23 protein-coding genes and 1 pseudogene are annotated in these 21734 nt (G+C 72.4%); 9 read left to right on the forward strand and 15 right to left on the reverse strand.

Translation table 11 applies throughout. The features are described 5' to 3' along the window. Window positions 1-435 (reverse strand): annotated as a pseudogene (locus BIU94_RS03115) (hypothetical protein); the annotation flags it as partial. Window positions 436-634: 199 nt separating this feature from the next. Here BIU94_RS03115 and BIU94_RS03120 point away from each other — a divergent pair. From BIU94_RS03120 to BIU94_RS17670, 5 genes are all read left to right on the forward strand, one after another. Further along, window positions 635-3091 carry a phosphoketolase gene (locus BIU94_RS03120; RefSeq protein WP_071254132.1) on the forward strand — a complete coding sequence of 819 codons (2457 nt, stop codon included), beginning with the start codon at window positions 635-637 and terminating at the stop codon, window positions 3089-3091. Window positions 3092-3214: 123 nt separating this feature from the next. After that, window positions 3215-3358, forward strand: coding sequence for a hypothetical protein (locus tag BIU94_RS17665; protein WP_175472091.1), 144 nt, complete (start codon window positions 3215-3217; stop codon window positions 3356-3358). A gap of 31 nt (window positions 3359-3389) precedes the next feature. After that, window positions 3390-4073 (forward strand): fumarylacetoacetate hydrolase family protein, encoded by a 684-nt coding sequence (locus tag BIU94_RS03125; RefSeq protein WP_071254133.1) that lies wholly within the window; start codon window positions 3390-3392, stop codon window positions 4071-4073. Window positions 4074-4230: 157 nt separating this feature from the next. Then, window positions 4231-5214 carry a sugar phosphate isomerase/epimerase gene (locus BIU94_RS03130; protein ID WP_071254135.1) on the forward strand — a complete coding sequence of 328 codons (984 nt, stop codon included), beginning with the start codon at window positions 4231-4233 and terminating at the stop codon, window positions 5212-5214. 10 nt (window positions 5215-5224) lie between these two features. After that, on the forward strand, window positions 5225-5398 hold the full coding sequence (locus BIU94_RS17670) for a hypothetical protein (RefSeq protein ID WP_175472090.1): 174 nt from the start codon (window positions 5225-5227) through the stop codon (window positions 5396-5398). A gap of 54 nt (window positions 5399-5452) precedes the next feature. Here BIU94_RS17670 and BIU94_RS03135 read toward each other — a convergent pair whose 3' ends face one another. From BIU94_RS03135 to BIU94_RS03155, 6 genes are all read right to left on the reverse strand, one after another. Further along, window positions 5453-5782 carry a hypothetical protein gene (locus BIU94_RS03135; RefSeq protein ID WP_071254136.1) on the reverse strand — a complete coding sequence of 110 codons (330 nt, stop codon included), beginning with the start codon at window positions 5780-5782 and terminating at the stop codon, window positions 5453-5455. Next, a complete protein-coding gene (locus BIU94_RS03140; RefSeq protein WP_139195886.1) occupies window positions 5779-6348 on the reverse strand; it encodes a hypothetical protein in 570 nt (189 codons plus the stop codon). The genes BIU94_RS03135 and BIU94_RS03140 overlap by 4 nt, the downstream gene beginning before the upstream one ends. After that, entirely contained in the window at window positions 6345-6959 is a 615-nt protein-coding gene (locus BIU94_RS03145) for an RNA polymerase sigma factor (protein ID WP_254782883.1), read from the reverse strand. Before BIU94_RS03145 ends, BIU94_RS03140 begins: the two co-directional genes overlap by 4 nt. 182 nt (window positions 6960-7141) lie before the next feature. Beyond that, window positions 7142-7306, reverse strand: coding sequence for a hypothetical protein (locus BIU94_RS17675; RefSeq protein ID WP_175472089.1), 165 nt, complete (start codon window positions 7304-7306; stop codon window positions 7142-7144). Window positions 7307-7452: 146 nt separating this feature from the next. After that, the gene (locus BIU94_RS03150; RefSeq protein ID WP_071254142.1) at window positions 7453-9978 is read right to left on the reverse strand and encodes an ATP-dependent DNA ligase; all 2526 of its coding nucleotides are present in this window, start codon (window positions 9976-9978) and stop codon (window positions 7453-7455) included. After that, window positions 9975-10865, reverse strand: coding sequence for an SDR family oxidoreductase (locus BIU94_RS03155; RefSeq protein WP_071254144.1), 891 nt, complete (start codon window positions 10863-10865; stop codon window positions 9975-9977). The genes BIU94_RS03150 and BIU94_RS03155 overlap by 4 nt, the downstream gene beginning before the upstream one ends. A 134-nt stretch (window positions 10866-10999) precedes the next feature. Between BIU94_RS03155 and BIU94_RS03160 the strand changes: the two genes are divergently transcribed. After that, a complete protein-coding gene (locus BIU94_RS03160) occupies window positions 11000-12067 on the forward strand; it encodes a Ku protein (RefSeq protein ID WP_071254146.1) in 1068 nt (355 codons plus the stop codon). Here the strand turns inward: BIU94_RS03160 and BIU94_RS03165 are convergent. After that, window positions 12064-12552, reverse strand: a complete 489-nt coding sequence (locus BIU94_RS03165; RefSeq protein ID WP_071254149.1) for a DUF6328 family protein — start codon at window positions 12550-12552, stop codon at window positions 12064-12066. The two genes, BIU94_RS03160 and BIU94_RS03165, sit on opposite strands and share 4 nt — an antisense overlap. Before the next feature lie 68 nt (window positions 12553-12620). On the opposite strand from BIU94_RS03165, the gene BIU94_RS17230 reads away from it, so the two are divergent. Then, window positions 12621-13442: a hypothetical protein gene (locus BIU94_RS17230; protein ID WP_139196266.1), complete on the forward strand. Its 822-nt coding sequence runs from the start codon at window positions 12621-12623 to the stop codon at window positions 13440-13442. 1 nt (window position 13443) lies between these two features. Here BIU94_RS17230 and BIU94_RS03175 read toward each other — a convergent pair whose 3' ends face one another. Further along, complete coding sequence (locus tag BIU94_RS03175) at window positions 13444-13887, reverse strand: DUF488 family protein (protein WP_071254152.1); 444 nt, start codon at window positions 13885-13887, stop codon at window positions 13444-13446. A gap of 66 nt (window positions 13888-13953) precedes the next feature. Here BIU94_RS03175 and BIU94_RS03180 point away from each other — a divergent pair, with 66 nt between their 5' ends. Continuing rightward, the gene (locus BIU94_RS03180; RefSeq protein ID WP_071254154.1) at window positions 13954-14565 is read left to right on the forward strand and encodes an antibiotic biosynthesis monooxygenase; all 612 of its coding nucleotides are present in this window, start codon (window positions 13954-13956) and stop codon (window positions 14563-14565) included. Here BIU94_RS03180 and BIU94_RS03185 read toward each other — a convergent pair. Genes BIU94_RS03185 through BIU94_RS03210 form a run of 6 tightly spaced genes read right to left on the reverse strand, consistent with a single transcriptional unit; the run spans window position 14562 to window position 20195 of the window. Continuing rightward, entirely contained in the window at window positions 14562-15188 is a 627-nt protein-coding gene (locus BIU94_RS03185) for a TetR/AcrR family transcriptional regulator (protein ID WP_071254157.1), read from the reverse strand. The two genes, BIU94_RS03180 and BIU94_RS03185, sit on opposite strands and share 4 nt — an antisense overlap. Further along, complete coding sequence (locus BIU94_RS03190; protein WP_071254159.1) at window positions 15185-15898, reverse strand: DUF998 domain-containing protein; 714 nt, start codon at window positions 15896-15898, stop codon at window positions 15185-15187. The genes BIU94_RS03185 and BIU94_RS03190 overlap by 4 nt, the downstream gene beginning before the upstream one ends. 16 nt (window positions 15899-15914) lie before the next feature. After that, window positions 15915-16862 (reverse strand): Ppx/GppA phosphatase family protein, encoded by a 948-nt coding sequence (locus tag BIU94_RS03195; RefSeq protein WP_071254161.1) that lies wholly within the window; start codon window positions 16860-16862, stop codon window positions 15915-15917. A 50-nt stretch (window positions 16863-16912) separates the two neighbouring features. Next, complete coding sequence (locus tag BIU94_RS03200; RefSeq protein ID WP_071254163.1) at window positions 16913-17773, reverse strand: ribokinase; 861 nt, start codon at window positions 17771-17773, stop codon at window positions 16913-16915. After that, entirely contained in the window at window positions 17770-19200 is a 1431-nt protein-coding gene (locus BIU94_RS03205) for an MFS transporter (RefSeq protein WP_071254165.1), read from the reverse strand. The genes BIU94_RS03200 and BIU94_RS03205 overlap by 4 nt, the downstream gene beginning before the upstream one ends. A 5-nt stretch (window positions 19201-19205) precedes the next feature. Then, entirely contained in the window at window positions 19206-20195 is a 990-nt protein-coding gene (locus tag BIU94_RS03210; protein WP_139195885.1) for a nucleoside hydrolase, read from the reverse strand. Between the two features lie 164 nt (window positions 20196-20359). On the opposite strand from BIU94_RS03210, the gene BIU94_RS03215 reads away from it, so the two are divergent. Continuing rightward, entirely contained in the window at window positions 20360-21358 is a 999-nt protein-coding gene (locus BIU94_RS03215; RefSeq protein WP_254782881.1) for a LacI family DNA-binding transcriptional regulator, read from the forward strand. Window positions 21359-21734: the final 376 nt, after the last annotated feature.

The following is a 21734-nucleotide window of genomic DNA, read 5'->3' on the forward strand; positions in this document are numbered from 1 at the left end:
CGGGTTCACGACGAAGTTCTCGAGCGTGACGGTGGTGTCGCCGGCCTTGAGGGTCAGGCCGGAGTCGTCGTGGTTGAGCAGGCCCTGCACGTAGGGGCGGTAGTTGCCGTCCGGCGACCAGTAGGTGACCGAGCCGGCGGTGATCGGGAACGACACGGACCCGTCGGCGAGGGTTGCGTCGCCGGAGACGCCGGGGGTGAGCTTGAGGGCGGTGAGGGCGTCGGTGAAGCCGGAGTCGAGCTTCACGGCGGTGGAGCCACCGAGGACCTCGGGCACCGAGGCGACGGGTGCGGGGACCTTCGACTCCGACGACGACGACACCGTGTGGATCGAGGGCGTGGCGGCGTTGGCGGAGGAGATCCCGAACGCTGCGCCACCGAGGACGAGGGCGCCGGTCGTGGCGAGGGTGATGCTGGTCTTGAGGCTCTTGCGCATGATGTGGATCCTTTGCTCTGAGGGACACTCCGGCCGGGGGCCGAACGAATGCTTCTGTGCGTACGCTGAACACCGGCCGTTCACGACCGGAGAGCGCCCTGGGCTTTTGCCCTGTGCAAGTGATTCGGTACCCCGCGCGGAACGGATTGGAACGACTTTTCCTGGGCTTCTCCGACCACCGGGTTCGTACCGTGGGGGCATGGCCGCAGCACACATCCACTCCACCGACCGACTCCGGGCGATCGACGCCTGGTGGCGAGCCGCGAACTACCTCACGGTCGGGCAGATCTACCTGCTGGACAACCCGATGCTGGAGCGGCCGATCGAGCCCTCCGACGTCAAGCCGCGACTGCTCGGGCACTGGGGCACCTCCCCCGCCCTGAACCTCGTGTACGCGCACTGCAACGCGGTGATCGCGGACACCGGTCGGCAGTTCCTCTACGTGTGCGGCCCTGGGCACGGCGGCCCGGCGATGAACGCGAACGCCTGGCTCGACGGCACGTGGGGCGAGCTGTACCCGGACCACGACCTGCAGCGCTTCTTCCGGCAGTTCTCGTTCCCCGGCGGCATCCCGTCGCACGCCGCGCCCGAGACGCCCGGTTCGATCAACGAGGGCGGCGAGCTCGGCTACTCCCTCGCGCACGCGTACGGCGCGGCACTGGACAACCCGGACCTGGTCGTCGCGTGCGTCGTCGGTGACGGCGAGGCCGAGACCGGTCCGCTCGCCGCCTCGTGGCAGGCGCACACCTTCCTCGACCCGGTGTCCGACGGTGCGGTGCTGCCGATCCTCAACCTGAACGGGTGGAAGATCGCGAACCCGACCGTGCTCGCACGCATCCCGGAGGCCGACCTCACCGCGTACTTCCGCGGGCTCGGCTACGAGCCGCTCGTCGTCGACTCCCGCCGCGTCGACGACGACCCGTTCGCCGTGCACGCCCTGTTCGAGGGCGCGCTGCGTCGGGCCCTGGCGAGCATCGACGACATCCAGGCCGCCGCCCGCGCCCAGGCCGAGCGCGCCGCCGCCGGGCAGCCCGCCGGTGCCGCGGACCTCCGCCCGCGCTGGCCGATGATCGTGCTGCGCACCCCGAAGGGCTGGACCGGCCCGAAGGAGGTCGACGGCGAGCGCGTCGAGGGCACCTTCCGCGCGCACCAGGTGCCGCTGCCCGCGGTGCGCGAGGACGATGCCCACCGCGCCCAGCTCGAGGAGTGGATGCGGTCCTACCGTGCCGACGAGCTGCTCGACGACGCCGGCCACCCCACGGGCATCCTCACGTCGATCCGGCCGACCGGGGAGACCCGGATGAGCGCGACCCCGCACGCGAACGGCGGCCGCATCCGCACCGCGCTCGACCGTCCGTCGCTCGAGCCGTACGGTGTCGAGGCGGGGTCGACGGCCTCGGCCACCGGCACCCTCGGTCCGTGGGTCGCGGAGCTCATCAGCCGCAACGCGTCGTCCTTCCGCCTGTTCGGCCCGGACGAGACGATCTCGAACAAGCTCGACGCCGTGTTCGACGTCACCTCGCGCGTGTGGCGGGCGCAACGGTCCCCGGACGACGAGCACCTGTCCGCCCGCGGCCGCGTCACCGAGGTCCTGTCCGAGCACCTGCTCGAGGGGATGCTCGAGGGCTACGTGCTGTCCGGCCGCCACGGCATCCTCAACACGTACGAGGCCTTCGCCCACATCATCGACTCGATGGTCGGCCAGTACGCGAAGTGGCTCGAGTCCGCGACGGACATCGACTGGCGCGCCCCCGTCTCGAACCTGTCGATCCTGCTGTCGTCGCACGTGTGGCGGCAGGACCACAACGGCTTCTCCCACCAGGACCCGGGCTTCCTCGACGTCGTCGCGTCGAAGCAGCAGGACCTCGTCCGCATCAAGCTGCCGGCCGACGCGAACACGCTGCTCGCCGTCGCCGCGCACGCGATGGAGACGACGGACCGGATCGAGGTGATCGTGGCCGGCAAGCACCCGGAACCCGTGTTCCTGTCCCTCGACGACGCGGTCGCGCACGCCGCCGCCGGCCTCGGGGTCTGGGACTGGGCCGGGACCGAGCAGACGGTCGGCCGGGTCGACGTCGTGATGGCCTGCGCCGGCGACGTCCCGACGGTGGAGGCGATCGCGGCCGTGGACATCATCCGGCGCCACGCCCCCGGTGTCGGCGTCCGCGTGGTCAACGTCGTCGACCTGCTCGCCCTCGGCGACCCGCGCAAGCACGAGCACCCGATCCCGGACGACCGGTACGACAAGCTCTTCCTGCCGGGGACGCCCGCGGTCTTCGCGTTCCACGGGTACCCGTCGCTCGTGCACCAGCTGACGTACCGGCGGAACGGGCACGACGACCTGCACGTGCACGGGTTCCTCGAGCGCGGCACGACCACGTCGCCGTTCGACATGCTCATGCGCAACGAGATGGACCGGTTCGCGCTCGCGCACGACGCGCTGACGCGGGTCGACGCCGACGCGCACGCCGACCTGCTCGCGACGCTGACGGACGCCCGCGAGGCGGCCCGGACCCACGCCTACACGAAGGGCGAGGACCACCCCTCGGTCGACGGGTGGGAGTTCTCCGGCTGGCCGCAGGACGAGCCTGCGTCCGGCGGGACCGGCGGCGACCCGGGCGAGGGCGAGACCGAGTCGGCGGCGCCCGGCAACTGACGGCTCGCCTCCGCCACGGGGCCGGTCCTCGACGGTCGGGAGGCCCGCCCCACGCTCCACAGGACCGGTCACCGCCGCCGCGGGGCCGGCCCTGTCCCGTCATCGTGGGTGCACGACGACGGGATGGGTTCGTCGCACCACGGGCAGCTCATGCGGGCGAAGGGCGCCGAGGAGCAACTCCGGCAGGCGCGCATCGAGTGGCGCGGACGACAGGAGCGCGCCCGCGCACGGCGTCTGCGGCACGAGGCGTCCTTCGGCGAGGGCTGACAGCGACGCCGCGGACTGCCACGCTGGGATCGTGACCGACCTCGTGATCCCGGCCCCTGGCCTCCCGACCGTCCCGACGACCACCGGCGGGCGGTTCCCCGTGCGCCGCGTCTTCTGCGTCGGACGGAACTACGCCGCGCACGCGCGTGAGATGGGCCACGACCCGGACCGCGAGCCGCCGTTCTTCTTCTCGAAGCCGGCCGACGCGGTCGTCGTCGACGGCGCGGACACCCCGTACCCGCCGGCGACCGAGCGGCTCGAGCACGAGGTCGAGCTCGTCGTGGCGATCGGCGTCGGCGGGGCCGACATCACGGAAGCGCACGCGCTCGACCACGTCTGGGGCTACGCCGTCGGTCTCGACCTGACCCGTCGCGACCTGCAGGCCGAGGCGAAGCGGCTCGGCCGCCCGTGGGACGCGGCGAAGGGCTTCGACGCGTCGGCGCCGATCGGTGCGATCACCCCGGCCGCGGGCGTCGACCCCTCGGCCGGTGCCGTCGAGCTGCGCGTCGACGGCGCCCTGCGGCAGGCGGGCGACCTCGCCGACCAGATCTGGTCCGTCGGGGAGACGATCGCGGCCCTCTCGCGGTCGGTCGCGCTCGCTCCGGGTGACCTCGTCATGACCGGCACGCCCGAGGGGGTCGGGGTGCTCCGCCGCGGTCAGGTGCTGGACGGCACGATCGCCGGGGTCGGAGCGGTCCACACCCGGATCGTCTGACGCACGTGTCCGGCGTGTGACGACGCGCTGGGAGCGTTCGCAGCCACGAGGCGTACTCATGGTCTCGACGTCGGGTGGGGATCGGGACGTCGACGGACACGGGGCAGCGCACCGCAACGACGCGGCGGCCACTGTTCCGGGACTACGGAGGTACGCCGTGCTGGAACACGATCTGCTGGCGACGTCGTGGACGTGGGCGGGCGACGAGAGCATCCGGGACCGCGTGCACGCGGTCGGTGCGGCCGGGTTCGCCGGGCTGTCGCTGTCGCTCGACGACCTGCACGAGGTCCGCGCGACGACCGGCTTCGCCGAGCTGCGACGCATGCTCGACGGCGCGGGCATCGTCTGGGTGCAACTCGGTCCGCTGGACCGGTGGTGGACCTGCGCGAGCCGGACCGCCGACGACGTCGCCGACCGCGGCGTGGTGCTCGAGGCCGCGGCCTCGCTCCGTGCGTGGCAGGTCGTCGTCCGTGCCGACACCTCGCTGCCCGGAGCGTCACCGGTCGCCATGGCCGAGGACTGGGTCGCCCTCGCCGGGCAGGCCGAGACGGTCGGCGCGCAGCTCGTGCTCGAACCGGAACCGTGGTCGAACCTGCCGACGGTCGAACGCGCCTCGCGGTTCGTGGCCGGCGCCGGGCACCCGAACGGCGGGCTCCTGCTCGACGCGATGCACGCCCTGCGTGGCGGGTCGACCCTCGCCTCGATCCGGCAGGGCGTGGCGCCCGCGACCCTGGCCGCGGTCGAGCTGAGCGACGGACTGCTGCACACCCCGTCCGGCATGACCCTGGCGCAGGAGTCCCAGCAGGCCCGGTACCTGCCGGGGGCCGGCGCGTGGGACCTGCCCGGCTTCGTCCGCACCGTCCGCGACCTCGGCTTCGACGAGCCGTGGGGCGTCGAGGTGCGCACGCCGGCACACCGGGCGATGCCGATCGCCGACGCCCTGCGGACCGCCGCGGCGGCGACCCGTGCGGTGCTCGACGCCGCGGACGCCTTCGGCACGCCGGCCGCCCCGCCGATGCCGTCCAGCCCGGCCCCCACCTCGGCGGTCGACTTCGAGCCGCCGCACCGTGACGACGCGCGCCGACTCGGCGGACCGCTCGACGGTCGCCGCCGGGACGCCGACACAGGCACGCCCGCGTAGTCTCCGGCGCATGAGCGACCAGCCAGCAGACGACGCCATGCTCCGCCGCGCGCAGGAGTCCATCGACGATGCGAAGGCCGCGGCGGCCGACGTGGTCGAGCCGGAGGAGGACACCCTCGTCGACGAGGGTGCGCCCGTGGCCGACCACGCCGGACCCGCCGACGGGCCGGCTCCCGCCGCCTGACACCGACGGATCACCGGAGCGCCGGGTCCCCGCAGGGGCCCGGCGTTCCGGCGTTCAGTCGATCTCGACGGCCCGGACGGTCAGGTGCGCCGGTGGTCCGCCGAGGACGTCCACCACGGTCGTCCGGACCGCGTCCCGGACCTCCCGCAGCACCGCGGTCGTCGGGAGACCACGGTCGACGGTCACGACGACACGCACGACGGAGCCGTCGTCGCCCTGTCGGACGAGCACCGCGGCGCCGTCACGGGGTGTGTCGAGCGCCGTCCGGACGTCGCGGACGAGCGTCGCGAGCGCCGGGCCGGGCGGCACGACCGACCGCACCCCGGGCACGGCGAGGACCACTGCGGTGAGCGTGCGGGACGCCGCCCGCAGGTCGGCGTTCACGGGGTGCCCCCGGTCATGACGTCGGCGACGCGGACCACCAGGGTCTGGACGGTGAAGGGCGCGTGCGTCCGCAGCGCCTCGGCGATCGCGGAGCGGAGCGCGTCGGCCCGCTCGGGGACGGAGGCGTCGAGGGTCGTCACGACGGTGACCTCGACGTCGACCGGTCCCCCGGGCACGGTCAGGTCGCCGGTGAACCGGGTCCGACGGACCAGCACGCCGGGGAACGCGTCGCCGAGACTCCGGACGAGCCCGCGCAGCGCGCCCTCGGTCACCACGAGGTCCGATGCCGGGTCGTCGTCGGGCACCGGGATGTCCCGGCCGGCGTGCGCCGTCGTCCGGATCGCCGCGAGGACCGAGGTGATCCACGGCTCGTCCTCGTCACCGTCGGTGCCCGGGTCGAGCAGCTCCCTGGACGCCGAGCGGAGCGCCTCGAGCCGTTCCAGGGCGCTGACCGCGTCGGGGTCGCCCTCGATGTCGGGGCGGAACGGGTCACGGTGGGCGTCGAGGTACTCGGAGAGCTCGTCGAGGGTGAAGGCCCCGTGACGGTCGTCGGTGTCGTCGGTCATCGCCACACCTCCATCTGCTCCATCACCCGGCGGCGGGCCCGCGCCAGCAGCCCCCGCACGCTCGTCGCCGACAGCCCCGTTGCCTCGGCGATCTCGGAGTAGGGAGCGCCACCGATCTCCCGCATCACCCAGACCGCGCGCTGCGCGTCCGGGAGAGCCTGAACGATACGCGCGAGTTCCTGCACCTGGAGCCGCGTGGCGACCACCTCGTCGACGGCCTGTTCCGACGCGGAGTCGACCACGGCCTCCAGGTCTGCGTGCGGGTGCCGTCGACGCAACCGGTCGAGTGCCTTGTTCGCCGTGATCCGGAACAGCCAGGTCCGCACGCGGTCCGGGTCCTCGACCCGGTCGATCCGCTGCCAGGCCTGCAACGCGGCCTCCTGCACGGCGTCGTCCGCCTCGCCGTCCCCGTGTCCGAGGATGCGTGCGGCGTACGCGCGCATGAGCGGGCCGTAGCGCCGGATGAGCACCCCGAAGGCCGCGGTGTCACCGTCGGCGCTGCGTTCGACGAGCGAGGCGTCGGTCAACGCGGACAGGGACTCGTCGCTCGCCACGGGCGGCTCCTCATCACGGATCTCGGTCGTCAGCGTGACGAATCGGGTCGTCGTCACGTCTTTAGTTTTGTGCCTACCAGGTGCGCGTCAGCGTGCCTGGTGCGAGCGCGCCGTGGTCGGCCGCCCCTGAACGGTCGGCCACGGCGCTCCAGCGGCCCGTGCGTTCCCTGATCCGACGCACGGGCCGTTCTTCCTTGCCCCACCGTGCTCCGCTGACCCTGCGTGCCGGCACGGCTTCGTCAGTCGTCCTCGTCCACGAGGAAGTCGGCGTACGTGACCTCCGGGACCGGGGTCGGGATCGGGTCCGTGCGCTCCCCGGACGCCTCGACCGTCGGCTCGGCGTCCGTCCCGATCGCCACGCGTTCCTCGGCGTCGTACGGCGGCAGGTACTTGCTCGAACTCATCACGGTGCCCCTTCGTCCCGGCGACCGTAACAGCGCCGGGCGTCTGCGCAGCAGGCGTGCACCGTGATCGTCCCCCGCCGAGGGCCCGGACGGGGGACGGAAGTTCGCCGACGGCGGACCCCATGCGAACGCATCCGTGCGCGGGCTCAGGGTTCGCGCGCGACGTCCTCCGGGTCCTTGTCGGGGCGCCAGCCGCGCCAGGAGGCCTGCCGGAGACGGCCTTCACCGGTCCACTCGGCGAACTCGACCTCGCCGACGAGCTTCGGCGTCACCCACTGCGCGTCGCGCGCATCGACGCCCGGCACGTCGACGAACGGCGACGTCGTGCGGGCGAGTGGTCGCAGCACCGCGGCGATCTCGTCGAGGTCGCGGTCGCGGAACCCGGTGCCGACCCGGCCGACGTACTGCAGGCCGCCGGGCCCGGGCACGCCGAGCAGCAGGGAGCCGACGCCGCCGGCCCGTCGCCCGTTCCCGGGGCGCCAGCCGCCGACCACCACCTCTTGCGCGGCGTGGTGCTTGAGCTTCAGCCAGGCCTCGGACCGGCGGCCCTCGGCGTACCGCGACGACCGCTTCTTCGCGACGACGCCCTCGAGCCCCTGCTCTCGTGACGCGGCCATCACCGCGTCGAGGTCGCCCGACACCGCGGGCGGCACGTCGATCGCCCCACCCGGTTCGACGACGGTGGTGAGCGCCTGCCGGCGGGCGTCGTACCCGAGTCGCGTGAGCTCGTGCCCGTCGGCCTCGAGCACGTCGAAGAGCAGGAACCGCACGGGTGTCGTCTCCTGCGCGGCGCGGACCTCGCGCGCCTTCGTCAGACCCATCCGGTTCTGCAGCAGCTGGAACGACGGTCGCCCGCGCTCGTCGACGGCCACCACCTCGCCGTCGAACACCCCGTCGACCCCGGCACGCTCGGCCAGCTCCTGCAGCTCCGGGTACTGCGCGGTCAGGTCGTTGTCGTTGCGGCTGCGGAGGGTCACCGACCCGTCGCGCACGGTCGCGAGCGCCCGCACGCCGTCCCACTTCATCTCGAAGGCCCAGTCCGCCGGGTCGAGCCGCGGCGTGCCCGAGGCCGCCGTCGCCTGCATCGTCCGACGGTCGGACGGCGGGGTGTCGGCAGCGGCAGCCCCCGTGATCCGCCGCCGTCCGTCGCGGTGTCCGGCAACCGCTCCGTCGCGAGACGCGTCGCCCTGCCGGTCCGCCGGTGCGCCGCCGCCGTCCGCCGCCCGGTCCGGCTGTTCCTTCGTGCGGTGGATGAGCCAGTTCTTCTCGTCGCCCCCGCCCCGGCCACGGGTGTGCAGGAGCGCGAGCCGCCGCACCCCGCCGGCGCGGCCGTGCAGCGTGACGATGACCTCTTGTCCCTCGCGCCACTTCTCGAGCTCGTACGTGCCGTCGTCCCAGAGGGTCACCGTGCCGCCGCCGTACTCGTCGTGCGGGATCGTGCCCTCGAACGAGCCGTACTCGAGCGGGTGGTCCTCGGTCTGCACCGCCAGGTGGTTCTTGCCCGGGTCCGTCGGTTCACCCTTCGGCAGGGCCCAGCTGACGAGCACGCCGTCGTGCTCGAGCCGGAAGTCGTAGTGGTCACGCGTGGCGTGGTGCTCCTGGATGACGAACGTCGGGGTGCCGTCCTTCCGCACCGTCGGCGCGCCCGCCGGCACCGGTTCCGGGGTCTTCGACGCGTCACGCTTCGCCCGGTAGGCGGCGAGCCGGTCGCGCGCCGGCTGCTCGGCGTCGTTCGCGCGCTCGGTCCGGTCGCTGTCCCAGTGACCGTGGTCGTCGCGCCCGACGGCCAACGAGGCGGAGGCGACCGGGTGCAGGAAGTCCCCACGGGCCTCCAGGCGTTCGAGGACCTCGTCCAGCGTGAGCTGCGCGAGCCCCTTCTCCTCGAGCTCCGCCCAGGTGCGGGGTGCAGCGACCGTCGGCCGGTCACGGCCGCGCAGCGAGTACGGGGCGATCGTCGTCTTGTTGCCGTTGTTCTGCGACCAGTCGACGAAGACCTTGCCGGCACGCTCGGCGCGGCTCATCGACGACAGCACCAGGTCGGGCAGGTCCGTCTCGAGGGCCTTCGCCAGCTCGTGCGCCACGTCCGAGACGTGTGCCGTCGTGGAGCGACCGTCGAGGGCGGCGTACAGGTGGATGCCCTTCGACCCCGAGGTCACCGGGTACGGGTCGAGTCCCATGCCGTGCAGGATCTCGCGGGCGGCGAGCGCCACCTCGACGCACTCGGGCAGCCCGACCCCCTCGCCCGGGTCGAGGTCGAGCACGAGCCGGTCCGGGTTCTGCTGCGCGCCGCGGGGACCGAACCGCCACTGCGGCACGTGCAGCTCGAGCGCCGCCTGCTGGGCCATCCACACCAGGGTCGGCAGGTCGTCGACGATCGGGTACTCGTTGTCGTGCTCGGTGTGGTGGATCGTGTGGTGGCGGACCCAGTCCGGCGCGGAGTCCGGCAGGTTCTTCTCGAAGAAGACCTTGCCGCCGACGCCGTTCGCCCAGCGCTTGCGCGTCACCGGGCGGTCCTTGACGTGCGGGATCATCCACGGCGCGACCCGCTCGTAGTACTCGATCACCCGACCCTTCGTCGTGCCGGTCTCGGGGTAGAGCACCTTGTCGGTGTTCGTCAGCGCGAGCCGACGGTCCCCCACCAGCACCACGGTCTTCCGGGCGGCCGGGCTCACAACGCCACTCCGGTCGCTCCTGCCACGGTGAGGGTGGTGCCGGACGTGTACGACGACTCCGGACCGGCCAGGTAGACGTACGCGCCGCCGAGCTCGACGGGCTGCGCCGGCCGGCCGAACGGCGTGCCCTCGCCGTAGTGGGCGATCTCGTCGCCGGGGTAGCTGATCGGCTGCAGCGGGGTCCACACCGGCCCCGGCACGACCGTGTTCGCGCGGATGCCCTTCGGCGCGAGCTGCCGGGCGAGGCCGTTCGTGTACGTGATGATGGCGGCCTTGGTCGCCGCGTAGTCGATCATCCGGTCCTGCGGCTGGTAGGCGGACACCGAGCTCGTCGTGACGATGGAGCTGCCGGGCGCCAGGTGCGGCACGGCGGCGCGGACGAGCCAGAACAGCGAGTACACGTTGACCTTCATCGTGCGGTCGAAGTCCTCGGTCGACTGCTCGGTGACGTCCTCGTGCACCTGCTGGTGACCGGCGACCAGCACCAGCGAGTCGAGCCCGCCGAGCTCGCTGACGGCGTCGCGCACCAGCGTCGCGCAGAACGCCTCGTCGGTGAGGTCCCCTGGCAGCAGCACCGCCTTGCGCCCGAGGTCGCCGATGACGTCCCGCACCTGCTCGAGGTCGTCGCGCTCTTCCGGCAGGGCGTTCAGGGCGACGTCGGCGCCCTCCTTCGCCATGGCGATCGCCGCGGCCCGGCCGATGCCCGAGTCGGCGCCCGTGACGAGGACGCGGTACCCGCGCATCCGTCCGGTGCCGAGGTACGTCGTCTCGCCGTGGTCGGGAGGCGGGTCCATCGCTCCGGCCAGGCCGGACCCCTGCTGCGTCTGCGCGGGGAACGGCGGGCGGGCGAACTGGTCTCGTGGGTCCTGCTTGTCGAGCTGGCTCATGCGCCCATCGTGCTCGCGTCGGCCGCTCCGCGGTCCAGCGAGGCCGGACCTGTGGACGGTTCCACCGGGTCGCGGACCTGTGGACGACCCGACCACTCCGGGCGCTCCGCCCGGGACCCGGGCATCATGAGCGCATGAGGTCGATCTGGAAGGGCTCCATCGCGTTCGGGCTCGTCAACGTGCCGATCAAGGTGTACGCAGCCACCGAGACGCACGACGTGTCCCTGCACCAGGTCCACGACGAGGACAAGGGCCGCATCCGGTACAAGCGGGTGTGCGAGTTCGGCCACGAGGTCGAGTACGCCGACATCCAGCGCGCCTACGACGACGGCGAGAAGACCGTCGTGCTCACGGCGGACGACTTCGGGCAGCTCCCCGAGGAGCAGTCGCACGAGGTCGAGGTGCTCGAGTTCGTGCCCGTCGACCAGGTCGACCCGATGATGTTCGAGAAGACCTACTACCTCGAGCCCGACTCGCGCTCGCCGAAGGCCTACGTGCTGCTGCGCGAGACGTTGGCGACGACCGACCGCCTGGCGATCGTGCAGTTCACCCTGCGCCAGAAGACCCGGCTCGGTGTGCTCCGCGTGCACGACGACGTCATCCTGCTGCAGGGGCTGCTCTGGGGCGACGAGGTCCGCGCGGCCGACTTCAAAACGCTCGACACGACGGTGAAGGTGAGCGCGAACGAGCTGAAGATGTCGTCGTCGCTCGTCGAGAGCATGTCGACGGACTTCGACCCCGACCGCTACACCGACTCCTACCAGGAGGAACTGCAGCAGCTCATCGACGCCAAGCTCGAGGCCGGCGACGACGTCGACACCGAGAAGACCTTCGGCGACCAGGCCGACGAGGACGACGACGACGAGGGCGGGGACGTGCTCGACCTGATGGCCGCCCTGCGTGCGTCCGTCGACAAGAAGCGGTCGGGAGGCTCGGGGTCGCGTTCGTCGTCCACCTCGCGTTCGTCGTCGGGTTCCGACTCGGGCACGTCCGGCTCGACGAAGCGGGCCCCGGCCCGGAAGACCCCGGCGAAGAAGACGGGCGCCGACAAGACGAGCACCGAGGACGCCCCCGCGAAGAAGGCACCGGCGAAGAAGACCCCGGCGAAGAAGCCGGCGGCGGCGAAGAAGACCCCGGCGAAGAAGACCACCGGGAAGACGACGGCCGAGAAGACGACGACCGAGAAGAAGCAGGCCAGCTAGTCGTCGTCGGTGTCGCGGTTGGTCCGCCGGACGGCGAGCGGCACCGACACCCACAGCGCCGCCGCGCCGACGGCGACCGCGACCCCGCCGAGCACGCCGCCGAGGTCCCCGACGACCACGTCGAAGACGAAGAACACGGTGCCGGCGAAGAGCAGGGCGCTCACGATGAGCGTCACCAGCAGGATGACGTTGCCCACCCGGACCAGGTCGTGCTCCTGCCGTTGCCGGAACACGAGCCGGTGCGTCGCGACCGCCGACAACGCCGTGACGGTGACGAGGACCGCCAGGACGACCAGCACCAGGTAGATCGCCCGCTGCCCGACGTCGAGCGTCGCGAACCGCTGTCGGAACGGCAGCGTGAGGAGGAACCCGGCCAGGATCTGGGTGCCGGTCTGCACGATCCGGAGTTTCTGCTGGATGTCCGCCCAGTTCCGGTCCCACCGTTCGGTCGGTGTCTCGTGCCGCCCGCGTTCGGTCTCGTTCAGACCACGAACCTACCCACCGGCAGACAGAGTGAGTAGGGTGAAATCTCACACTGAAGTGGGGACTCGCGATGGCCGCCAGCGAAAGACTTCGATTGATGGTGACGGTGAAAGCCGCCCCGGAACCGTCGCGGACGTACATCGATACGGTCTGCGTCGCCGGAGTGCGAGTTGACCGTGAAGTAGCCGAGTGGATACGCCTGTACCCGGTACCGTTCCGCCACTTGTCGACTAGTCATCAATTCGCGAAGTACGACCTGATCGAGGTCGACACCGTCCGCGCGCGACACGACTCCCGTGCAGAGAGCAGGCGACCCGTGTGGGACTCACTCGAGGTTGTCGGTCGTGTTGAGCACAAGGCAGCTCGGGATCGCATACTCGGCACGTTGCCGTCCAGATCGATGTGCGAGCTCATCGGCGGTGTGCAGAGCGACCCCGACGCGCAATCGCTCGGGCTCGTCTCCGTCAGACAGCTCCAGGGCTTCTCGCTCTCGAAACACCCGGGCTGGTCAACCGCCCAGCAGCGCGCGATCGAGAGCGCCATCGCGCAACCTCCACTGTTCGGGGAGTCGGAGAAAGCCGCGCGGCCCCTCGAACCACCACGCTTCACAGTGAGGATTCGCTACCGCTGCGAGGCGGAGGCCTGCAACGGCCACGAGCCCTCGCTCCTCGACTTCGAACTCGCGGCGCTGCAGCATCGGGGTCGTCATCGGTCCGATGAGGCTCTCCAGGCGATGATCCTGCAGAAGTTCCGTGATGAGCAGTTCAATGAAGGGCTTCGCACATCGCTGTTCGTCGGGAACATCGCGGATCCGCCTAAGCGACGGAGCTTCTCGGCTCTCGGAGTACACCACGTCCCGAGAGATTCGGACTGGTCCTCGACGCTCTTCTGAGTCAGACCGCGAGTGCCAGGTCTTCGGCGCAGAGCGCTTGCAGGATCAGCTCACGATGGCAGTGCGTTTCATCCGCCTCGAAGCACAACAAAGCGACGTGATGAGATTCGGTGAGATCGCGAACCTCGGACAGCGCGCTCTGCGCCTCGTCAGATCGGAGGAGATCTCGGTACGTTTCCCGACTCGCGAACGCTTCTGGGCCCGCGGAGGTTGCGAATCCCTCACGGTTGGTCTTGGGGTTACCCAGTGCGCGCAAGTGGCTGTAGCCGATCCCAGCAGCTTCGAGTCCGGCCCGGAGCGCCGTCTTTGAGAGTCCTCGTTTTCGTGAGATCGGGTTCAATCGGACGTCGACGACGTGCTCGACACCGCGGAGCCGCAGTCTCGCGACGAGCCCTTCGAGGTCAGACCCCTCGTAGCCGATCCCGATGATTGCACGCGGTGCCATGGCGTCAGTCAAGCACGACGGCCGACACGACACGAGCCGGAAACACAGTTCGGGGAAACTGGTGAAATGACTCCACAAGAGCCAGGGAGCCTGCACTCGCCATCCGTGACCGCAGGCCCGCCCGTCACCGTGTCCATCACCCGGCTGGTCGAACCCGACCGCATCCCCGACGTCACCCGCTGGGTGCAGTCCGGCGTGAACCTGGCGAACCGCTATCCGGGCTTCCTCGGCTCGGGGTGGGTGCGCTCGCACGCGACGAGCCGCGAGTGGCACATGCTCTACCGGTTCGCCGACCACGACTCCCTGGCCACGTGGGAGAACTCCGACGACCGGCTCCGCTGGCTCGACCTCGGCCGCGACCTGGTCGTCGAGTCCCGCGTCGAGCGGCGCACCGGCATCGAGGGCTGGTTCGACGTCCCGCAGGACGCCCCGGCCTCGAGCGCTCCCCCGCGGTGGAAGCAGGCGGTGAGCATCTGGCTCGGCTTCTTCCCGGTGAACCTGGCGTTCACGTACCTGATGGCCGGGCTCGTTCCCGCGTTCGCCCACGTCGCGATCCTGCCCCGGGTGCTCGTCACGACGCTCGTGCTCACGCCGATCATGACCTTCTGGGTGCTGCCGTTCGTGACGAAGCTGATCCGCCCGTGGCTGCTCGCGCCGCCGCGGTCCGAGCGGGCCTAGCCGACCCGGCCGACCTCGCCGGCCGCGTGCGGGAAGCCGCCGTCGTGGCCGAGCGCGTCCCAGGCCACGCGGAGCACGTGCGGGCGGGCCTCGGCGGCCGAGGCGTCGTCCTCGTACGTCAGCGCGAGCATGACGATCGCACCGAACGCGCCGGACACCCGGGCGCGACGGTCGAGGGGGGTGGCCGTGGGGTCCCCGGGGTCGGTGCCGAACAGCTCGAGCAGCGTCGCGGCGACCGGCACGAGTCGCGCCCCGACGTCGTCGCCGCGGTGCAGGGTGAACGCGGCGAGCGCGAGCTCCGCCCAGCCGGGTCGGGCCAGCGCGAGGTCGGTGATGCCGGCGAGCGCCGCCGCGTCCCGTGCGGGCCCGACCGGCAGGTCGCGCACCGCCCGCAGCACCGCCTCGGTCTGCGCCGCGCACTGGGCGAGCGCCGCCTCGACGAGCAGGTCCTTGCTCGTGAACCGCGCGAGGACCCCTGCCTTCGAGTACCCCGAGCGGTCGGCGACGGCCTGCACCGCGGTGTCCTTGATGCCGCGGCGGGCGATCAGACCGGCGACGACGTCGAGCACGTCCCGGTCGACGTCCTCGCTCGACGGACGCCCACGACGGGCCCCGGCGGTCACGCGCGCACCGCCGACCGGCGGCGGACGGCCCCGACGAGCAGGACGGCGCCGGTGAGCACCTCCCACGCGATGATCGTGTACACGGAGCCACGTTCCCACACCCCGTCGGGGAACACGTCGACCGTGCTGGTCGACGAGTCGACGACGAGCATCACGAGGGCGACGAGGCCGAGGACCCCGAGCACGGTGCTCGCCACCCGGTACCCGCGGGTGGCTCCGGTGCGCCGGCCGGACGCGGCGGCGACGATCGCCACGACGTTGCCGGTCGTGATCGCCGCCGCGGCGCCGAGCACGTGGAACGCGATCGTGCCGTCCTCGGTGCTCGCCTGGCTGCCGTGGAACGACCCCACCAGGACCATCCCGACCAGGTGGACCGCGCCGAGGACGACCGCCGTCACCCGGGCCCTGCGGGTCGCACCCCGGAGCAGCACGGCGGCGAGCACCGTGGCGGCGCCGAACAGCACCCCCTGGCCGACGAAGGTGGCGTTCATCAGTCCGTGCAGCGGCGAGTCGATCGCGCGGCCCTGGAACGAGCCGACGTCGGGGACGCCGAGGTCGGAGATGTAGTTCGTCGCGTAGCTGTAGCCCGGCCAGGCCGATGCCGAGACGGCTTCGCCGGTGAGCCAGCCGAGCCCGGCGACGAGCCAGGCCACGGCGGGGACGACGAGCCCGCGGTGCACGGTCGACGAGGTGGTGTCCGTTCTGGTCATTCTCTGACCATAATGGTCAGACCTGGGAGCCTCCCAGGACGGAGAGCTGGTCGAGCCGTTCGAGGATGACGCCCTCGCGGAGCGCCCACGGGCAGATCTCGAGCGCCGGCAGGTCGAAGATGTCCAGGCACGCCTCGGCGACGAGGGCACCGGGCACCACCTGGTGCGCGCGGCTGGCGGAGACCCCGGGCAGGGTCGCGAGCTCGTCCACCGACATCATGAGCAGCTCCGGCAGCTGCTGCCGCAGCACGGCGCCGTCGAGCGCACGCGGCACGAGCGGGCCCGCCGCGGACGGAGCGGCGCCGCAGATCCGGGCGATCGACCGGAAGGTCTTCGAGGTGGCGACGGCACGGTCCGGCCTGCCCGAGCGGAGCAGACGTCCGGCGTCCCGGGCGATCTCGACGCGGATCTCGTGCCGGATCCGGCGGACGTCGTCCTCGGTCGGGGTGCCCGCCGCGAAGTACGCGCGTGCGAGCCGCGCGGCGCCGATGGGCATCGACCACGCAACGTCCGGTGCCTCGTCGGCTCCGCCGGCGATCTCCAGCGAGCCGCCGCCGATGTCGAAGACCGCCAGGCGCCCGGCGGACCAGCCGAACCAGCGCCGCACGGCCAGGAAGGTCAGGCGCGCTTCGTCCCCGCCGGACAGTACCGCGAGTTCGACGCCCGTCGACGACCTGACGTGGGCGAGGACCGCCTCGGAGTTGACGGCGTCCCGGACGGCCGAGGTCGCGAACGCGAGCATGTCCTCGCACCCGCGCTCCTCGGCGACGCGGACGGCGTCGGCCACGAAGGCCGTCAGCGCGTCGATCCCCTCGGGCGTCACCGCGCCAGCGGCGTCCAGGTGCTCGGCGAGCCGCAGCGGCTGCTTGAACGAGGACGCCGGCAGCGGCGCGGCGCCGCCGTGGGCATCCACCACGAGCAGGTGGCCGGTGTTGGACCCGATGTCGAGGACTCCCACGCGCATGAGCGCAACGCTAGCGGCCGGGCAGGCGATCAACGGCCGGGAGGCCCGCCCTACGCCCGCAGGAAGGCCTCGAGTTCCGCCGTGGTCGGGTACGAGGCCTGCGCGCCCGCCTTCGTCGCGGCGTACGCCCCGACCCCCACCGCGAACCGCGCCGCGTCGACGAGGGCGTCCCCCGCCGCGAGCCGCAGCGCGACCGACCCCATGAAGGCGTCGCCGCAGCCCGTGGTGTCGACCGGCTCGACCCGGACGGCGTCGATCGACACCGGCTCGGCACCGCCGTCGTGCACGACGCAGCCCGCGCCGCCGCGGGTGACGATCGACCGGGTGACGCCGTGGTCGCCGAGCGCCACGGCCTCGTGCTCGTTGACGAGCAGGACGTCGGTCAGCTCGAGCAGCTCGGCGGGGACTGCCCCGAACGGCGACAGGTTCGTGAGCACGGTGACCCCCGCCGCGTGGGCGGCCCGGGCGGCAGCGAGGACGACGTCGATCGAGACCTCGAGGCAGAGCCCGAGGACCGCGGCGTCGCCGAAGGCGTCGGACGGCACGTCGTCCGGCGTCAGGGTGCCGTTCGCCCCGGCGGAGATGACGATGGTGTTCTCGCCGGCGCCGTCGACCGTGATGACGGCGGTGCCGGTGGCCACGCCCTCCCGGACGGCGACGTGCGTGGTGTCCGCACCCGCGGCCGCGACGGAGTCGCGGAGCAGCGCACCGTTCCCGTCGTCGCCGACCGCACCGATCATGCGGACCGTGCCCCCGAGCCTCCCGGCAGCCACCGCCTGGTTGGCGGACTTGCCGCCGGGCAGGACCACCAGGTCGGACCCGTGCAGGGTCTCGCCGGGCTGGGGGAACCGCTCGGTCCGGACCACCAGGTCCGCGTTGAGCGATCCGACGATCACGATGGTCTCGGTCACCGGACGGACTCCTTCTGCGGGGCGGCGGACGTGGTCTCGGCGCCCTCCGGTCGAGGGATGAGGAACGAGACGGCCAGCGCGACCGTCGTGATGGCGGCCCCGAGCAGCATCCCACCCGAGTACCCGGCGGTGCCCGCGGACCCGCCGACCCCGAGTGCGATCTGCAGTGCCGGCAACACGGCGAAGCTGACCCCGGCGCCGAGGTTGAACGCACCGGCGTTCAGGCCGGGCAGGAAGCCGGGGTTCGACTCCGGGGAGAGCACGATGCCGAGGCCGTTGAGGATGATGTTCGCGATGCCGGCGTAGGTGATGCCGATGAGCACGGTCGCGGCGACGAGCACCGGCAGCGAGTGCACGCCGACGATCGCCATGAGGACGGTCGCCACGATGCTGCCGACCAGGCCGACGCGCAGGACGGCGCGGTAGCCGATGGTCGGCGCGAGGCGTCCGGCGAACGGTCCGACGACCCAGCCGACGAGCGCGTACGGGGTGAGGAACACGAGCGATGCCAGATCGGGTTCCATGCCGAAGCCGGCGTCGCCGTTCTGCGCGAGCGACGTGACCAGGCCGTTGACCACGGCGAAGACGCCCGTCATCGTGAGGAACGTCGTCGCCAGCAGCGCCCACGTGGCGCGACGCTTCAGGAAGCGGGTCTCGACCAGGGGCTCCCGCACCCGGGACTCGACCGCCCAGAAGACCGCGAAGGCGGCGAGGGCGACGACGATGCCGCCGACCACGAGCACCGGGTTCGCGGCGCCGAGCTTGCCGGCCTCGTTGAAGGCGGTGAGCAGCGCGCCGACGCTCACCACGAGGGGCACGACTCCGATCCAGTCCATCCGGGTGCCGGCGGACGGCTTCGACTCGACCCCCCAGACGGCGACGAGTGCCAGCGCGATCACGGTGACGAGCGCGATCACCCAGAAGATCCCGCGGAAGCCGAAGTTCGTGGCGATCCAGCCGCCGGCCAGGGCGTCGACCCCGGCGATCCCGCCGTTCACCGCGGTGAGCAGACCGAGGGCGGCGCCGTAGCGCTTCGGGTCGTGGATCTCGTTGCGCAGGACGAGCAGGCAGATCGGGACGACCGGGCCGGTGACGCCCTGGATGATCCGGCCGGCGAACAGCATCGGCACGTTCACCGCGAGCGCCGCGACGACGCTGCCGACGAACATCACGGCGAGCATCCCGAGCAGGACCCGCTTGCGGCCGACGATGTCGGACAGCCGCGGCAGGAACAGCGAGAACAGCGCCGCCAGCGTGAAGTACAGCGTCTGCGAGAGGCCGATGGTGGCGTCGTCGGTCCGCAGCTCGCGCGCCATCGTGACGAGCGCCGGACTGAGCATGCTCGCGTTCAGCTGGAACGCGATGCACGCGGCGAGGAGCGCGGCGGTGAGGGCGCCGATCGACTTCGTCGTCGATGAGGTGGTCATGGTGCTCAGATCTCCGTCGTGGTGGCGGCGGCGCGGGGCGTCCAGCCGGTGTCGGGGGTCTCGCCGATGCGCTCGAGGGCGTCGACGACCAGGTCCCAGAACCGGCCGTGGTCGAGCTCCATCGCGGCGCTCGTGCGGCAGTCCTCGGGCGCGGGCGCGCGGAAGTCGGCGACGGTCATGCCGAGCGTCAGGGCGCCCTGGGTCTCGATGCGGATCGGCACCTTCACCGCGCGGACGATCGTCGGGTCGATGACGTACGCGACGGCGCAGGGGTCGTGCACCGGCGGGGCGTCGAAGCCCTGCGCGTCCTTGTACGTCTGGCCGAAGAAGTCGAGCAGCTCCCCGACGAACGCGGCGGGACCGGTGCCGACGGCGGCGATCCGGGCGGCGACCTCGGGGGTGGCGAGCGCCTGGTGGGTCAGGTCGAGGCCGACCATGACGACGTCCCAGCCGGCCTCGAACACGATGGCGGCGGCCTCGGGGTCGATGACGATGTTGAACTCGGCGACGGGGCTCCAGTTGCCGACGTGCACCCCGCCGCCCATGAGCACGACCTGCTTGACGCGCTCGACGATGCGGGGTTCCTTGCGGACGGCGAGGGCGATGTTCGTCAGGCCGGCCGTCGGCACGATGGTGACGGTGCCGGGCTCGTGGGCCATGACCGTGTCGATGATGAGGTCGACGGCGTGCCGCTCGTCGAGGCCGAACGCCGGCTCCGGCAGCACCGGGCCGTCGAGGCCGCTCTCGCCGTGGATCTCCGGCGCGACCTCGACCTCGCGCAGCAGCGGTCGCGGGGATCCGGCGGCGAACGGCACCCCGGTGATGCCGGCGATGCGGGCGACGGCCAGGGCGTTGCGGGTGACCTTCTCGAGGGTCTGGTTGCCGACGACCGTGGTGACGGCGAGCAGCTCGACGTCCGGGTTGCCGTGCGCGAGCAGCATCGCGACGGCGTCGTCGTGGCCGGGGTCGCAGTCGAGGATGATCTTCGAAGGCACGCGGGGCGCTCCACTTCTTCGGGGAATCGAGGGGGTGAGTGCTCGGCGCGGTGGGGATCCGCGGGGCGACAGCGCGTCGCACCGCAGCGCGTCAAGCGTTTGACATGGAAGCACGTCAAGCGTTTGACGTCAAGTCGTCGAGGCAGCCTCGGTAGCATCGGCACGTGCCCCACTCCGCCGCCCCGGCCCGTCGCGTGACCGCGGCGATGGTGGCCGAGCGCGCGGGCACGAGCATCGCCACCGTGTCGCTCGTGGTGAACGGCAAGGACCGCGGACGTGTCTCGGCACCCATCGCGACGCGGGTCCGCGACGCCGTCGACGAACTCGGCTACGTCGTCGACCACGCCGCGAGCTCCCTGGCGCGGGGCAGCGGCGACCTCGTCGTGCTCATCGCGCCCGACCTGTCGAACCCGTTCTTCGCCGAGGTCATCCGCGGCGTCCGCGACACACTGGGCGACCGGTTCCAGCTCGTGCTCTCCGTCACCGAGCCCGGCGCGCAGCCCGTCGCCGCCGACGTCCGCCGCTTCGAACGGCTGCGACCCGCCGGGATCCTGGTCGACGCCCCCGCCGCCGGGGAGTCGATGGCGGCGAGCGTCCCCGTCGTGCTGCTCGACGCCCCCGGTGGTGTCGAGGCCGTCAACTACGACCTCTCCACCGGCGTGCACGACCTCGTCGCGCACCTGCACGCCCTGGGCCACCGCCGGGTCGGCTACCTCGACGGCACCTCGCGCGCGACGACGTTCGGCGTCCGCCGCGACCTGTTCGAGCAGGCCTGCGCCGACGCCGGCATCACCGTCTCCGAGGTCACCGCCCGCGCCGACCTCACCGTGGACGCTGCGGCCGCGGCGACGGAGCACGTCATCGAGGCCTGGCAGGACGACGACGTCACCGCCGTCGTCGCGGCCGCGGACACCCTGGCCTACGGGGTGCTGCGCGTCGCCGGCTCGCTCGGCATCGCCGTCCCCGGGGCCCTGGCGGTCGCCGGCTTCGACGACCTGCCGTCGTCCTCGGTCACCGCCCCGGCCCTGACGAGCGTGGCGCTGCCCGGCGCCGACCTCGGTCGCGCGGCGGCGCTCCGGCTCCTCGCGACGCTCGACGGCACGGCCGCCGAGCCCGCCGCGCTGCCGACGCGCCTGGTCCGCCGCGCGAGCACCGGGGCGTAGGCGGTCCGCGCCGGCCGGGCGCGGTCATGCAGCGCTCGGGCCGGTCCGGGCTGGTTCGGTCCGGGCCGGGCCGGGCCGGGCCGGGCCGGGCCGCGAAAGCGACGCACCTCGCCGCAGCAGGCTCGTCCCCATCGCGGAAGCGACAATTCGCCGCCGATGTTCCGCGGCGAAGTGTCGCTTTCGCGGACCCGCGGACCCGCGGACCCGCAGCCCCGCTGGCCCGCTGGCCCGCTGCCCCGCAGACCCACAGACTCGCAGCCCCCGGGCCTGCGGACCCACCGCCCAGCAGGCCAGCGGGAGGGTCTCCACCGCGGAAGCGACACTCCTCGCCGCAGCGCGCTGGTCCCCATCGCGAGAGCGACAGTCGGCCGCGAAC

Source organism: Curtobacterium sp. MMLR14_006 (assembly GCF_001864985.1).
Taxonomy (GTDB): Bacteria; Actinomycetota; Actinomycetes; order Actinomycetales; family Microbacteriaceae; genus Curtobacterium.

Coding starts and splice junctions, on each gene's coding strand:
- BIU94_RS03160 (WP_071254146.1), top strand. CDS start 11,000: ATGAGGTCGATCTGGAAGGGCTCCATCGCGTTCGGGCTCGTCAACGTG.
- BIU94_RS17665 (WP_175472091.1), top strand. CDS start 3,215: ATGGGTTCGTCGCACCACGGGCAGCTCATGCGGGCGAAGGGCGCCGAG.
- BIU94_RS17670 (WP_175472090.1), top strand. CDS start 5,225: ATGAGCGACCAGCCAGCAGACGACGCCATGCTCCGCCGCGCGCAGGAG.
- BIU94_RS03195 (WP_071254161.1), bottom strand. CDS start 16,862: ATGCGCGTGGGAGTCCTCGACATCGGGTCCAACACCGGCCACCTGCTC.
- BIU94_RS03190 (WP_071254159.1), bottom strand. CDS start 15,898: ATGACCAGAACGGACACCACCTCGTCGACCGTGCACCGCGGGCTCGTC.
- BIU94_RS03155 (WP_071254144.1), bottom strand. CDS start 10,865: ATGAGCCAGCTCGACAAGCAGGACCCACGAGACCAGTTCGCCCGCCCG.
- BIU94_RS03120 (WP_071254132.1), top strand. CDS start 635: ATGGCCGCAGCACACATCCACTCCACCGACCGACTCCGGGCGATCGAC.
- BIU94_RS03205 (WP_071254165.1), bottom strand. CDS start 19,200: ATGACCACCTCATCGACGACGAAGTCGATCGGCGCCCTCACCGCCGCG.
- BIU94_RS03175 (WP_071254152.1), bottom strand. CDS start 13,887: ATGGCACCGCGTGCAATCATCGGGATCGGCTACGAGGGGTCTGACCTC.
- BIU94_RS17675 (WP_175472089.1), bottom strand. CDS start 7,306: ATGAGTTCGAGCAAGTACCTGCCGCCGTACGACGCCGAGGAACGCGTG.
- BIU94_RS17230 (WP_139196266.1), top strand. CDS start 12,621: ATGGCCGCCAGCGAAAGACTTCGATTGATGGTGACGGTGAAAGCCGCC.
- BIU94_RS03140 (WP_139195886.1), bottom strand. CDS start 6,348: ATGACCGACGACACCGACGACCGTCACGGGGCCTTCACCCTCGACGAG.
- BIU94_RS03180 (WP_071254154.1), top strand. CDS start 13,954: ATGACTCCACAAGAGCCAGGGAGCCTGCACTCGCCATCCGTGACCGCA.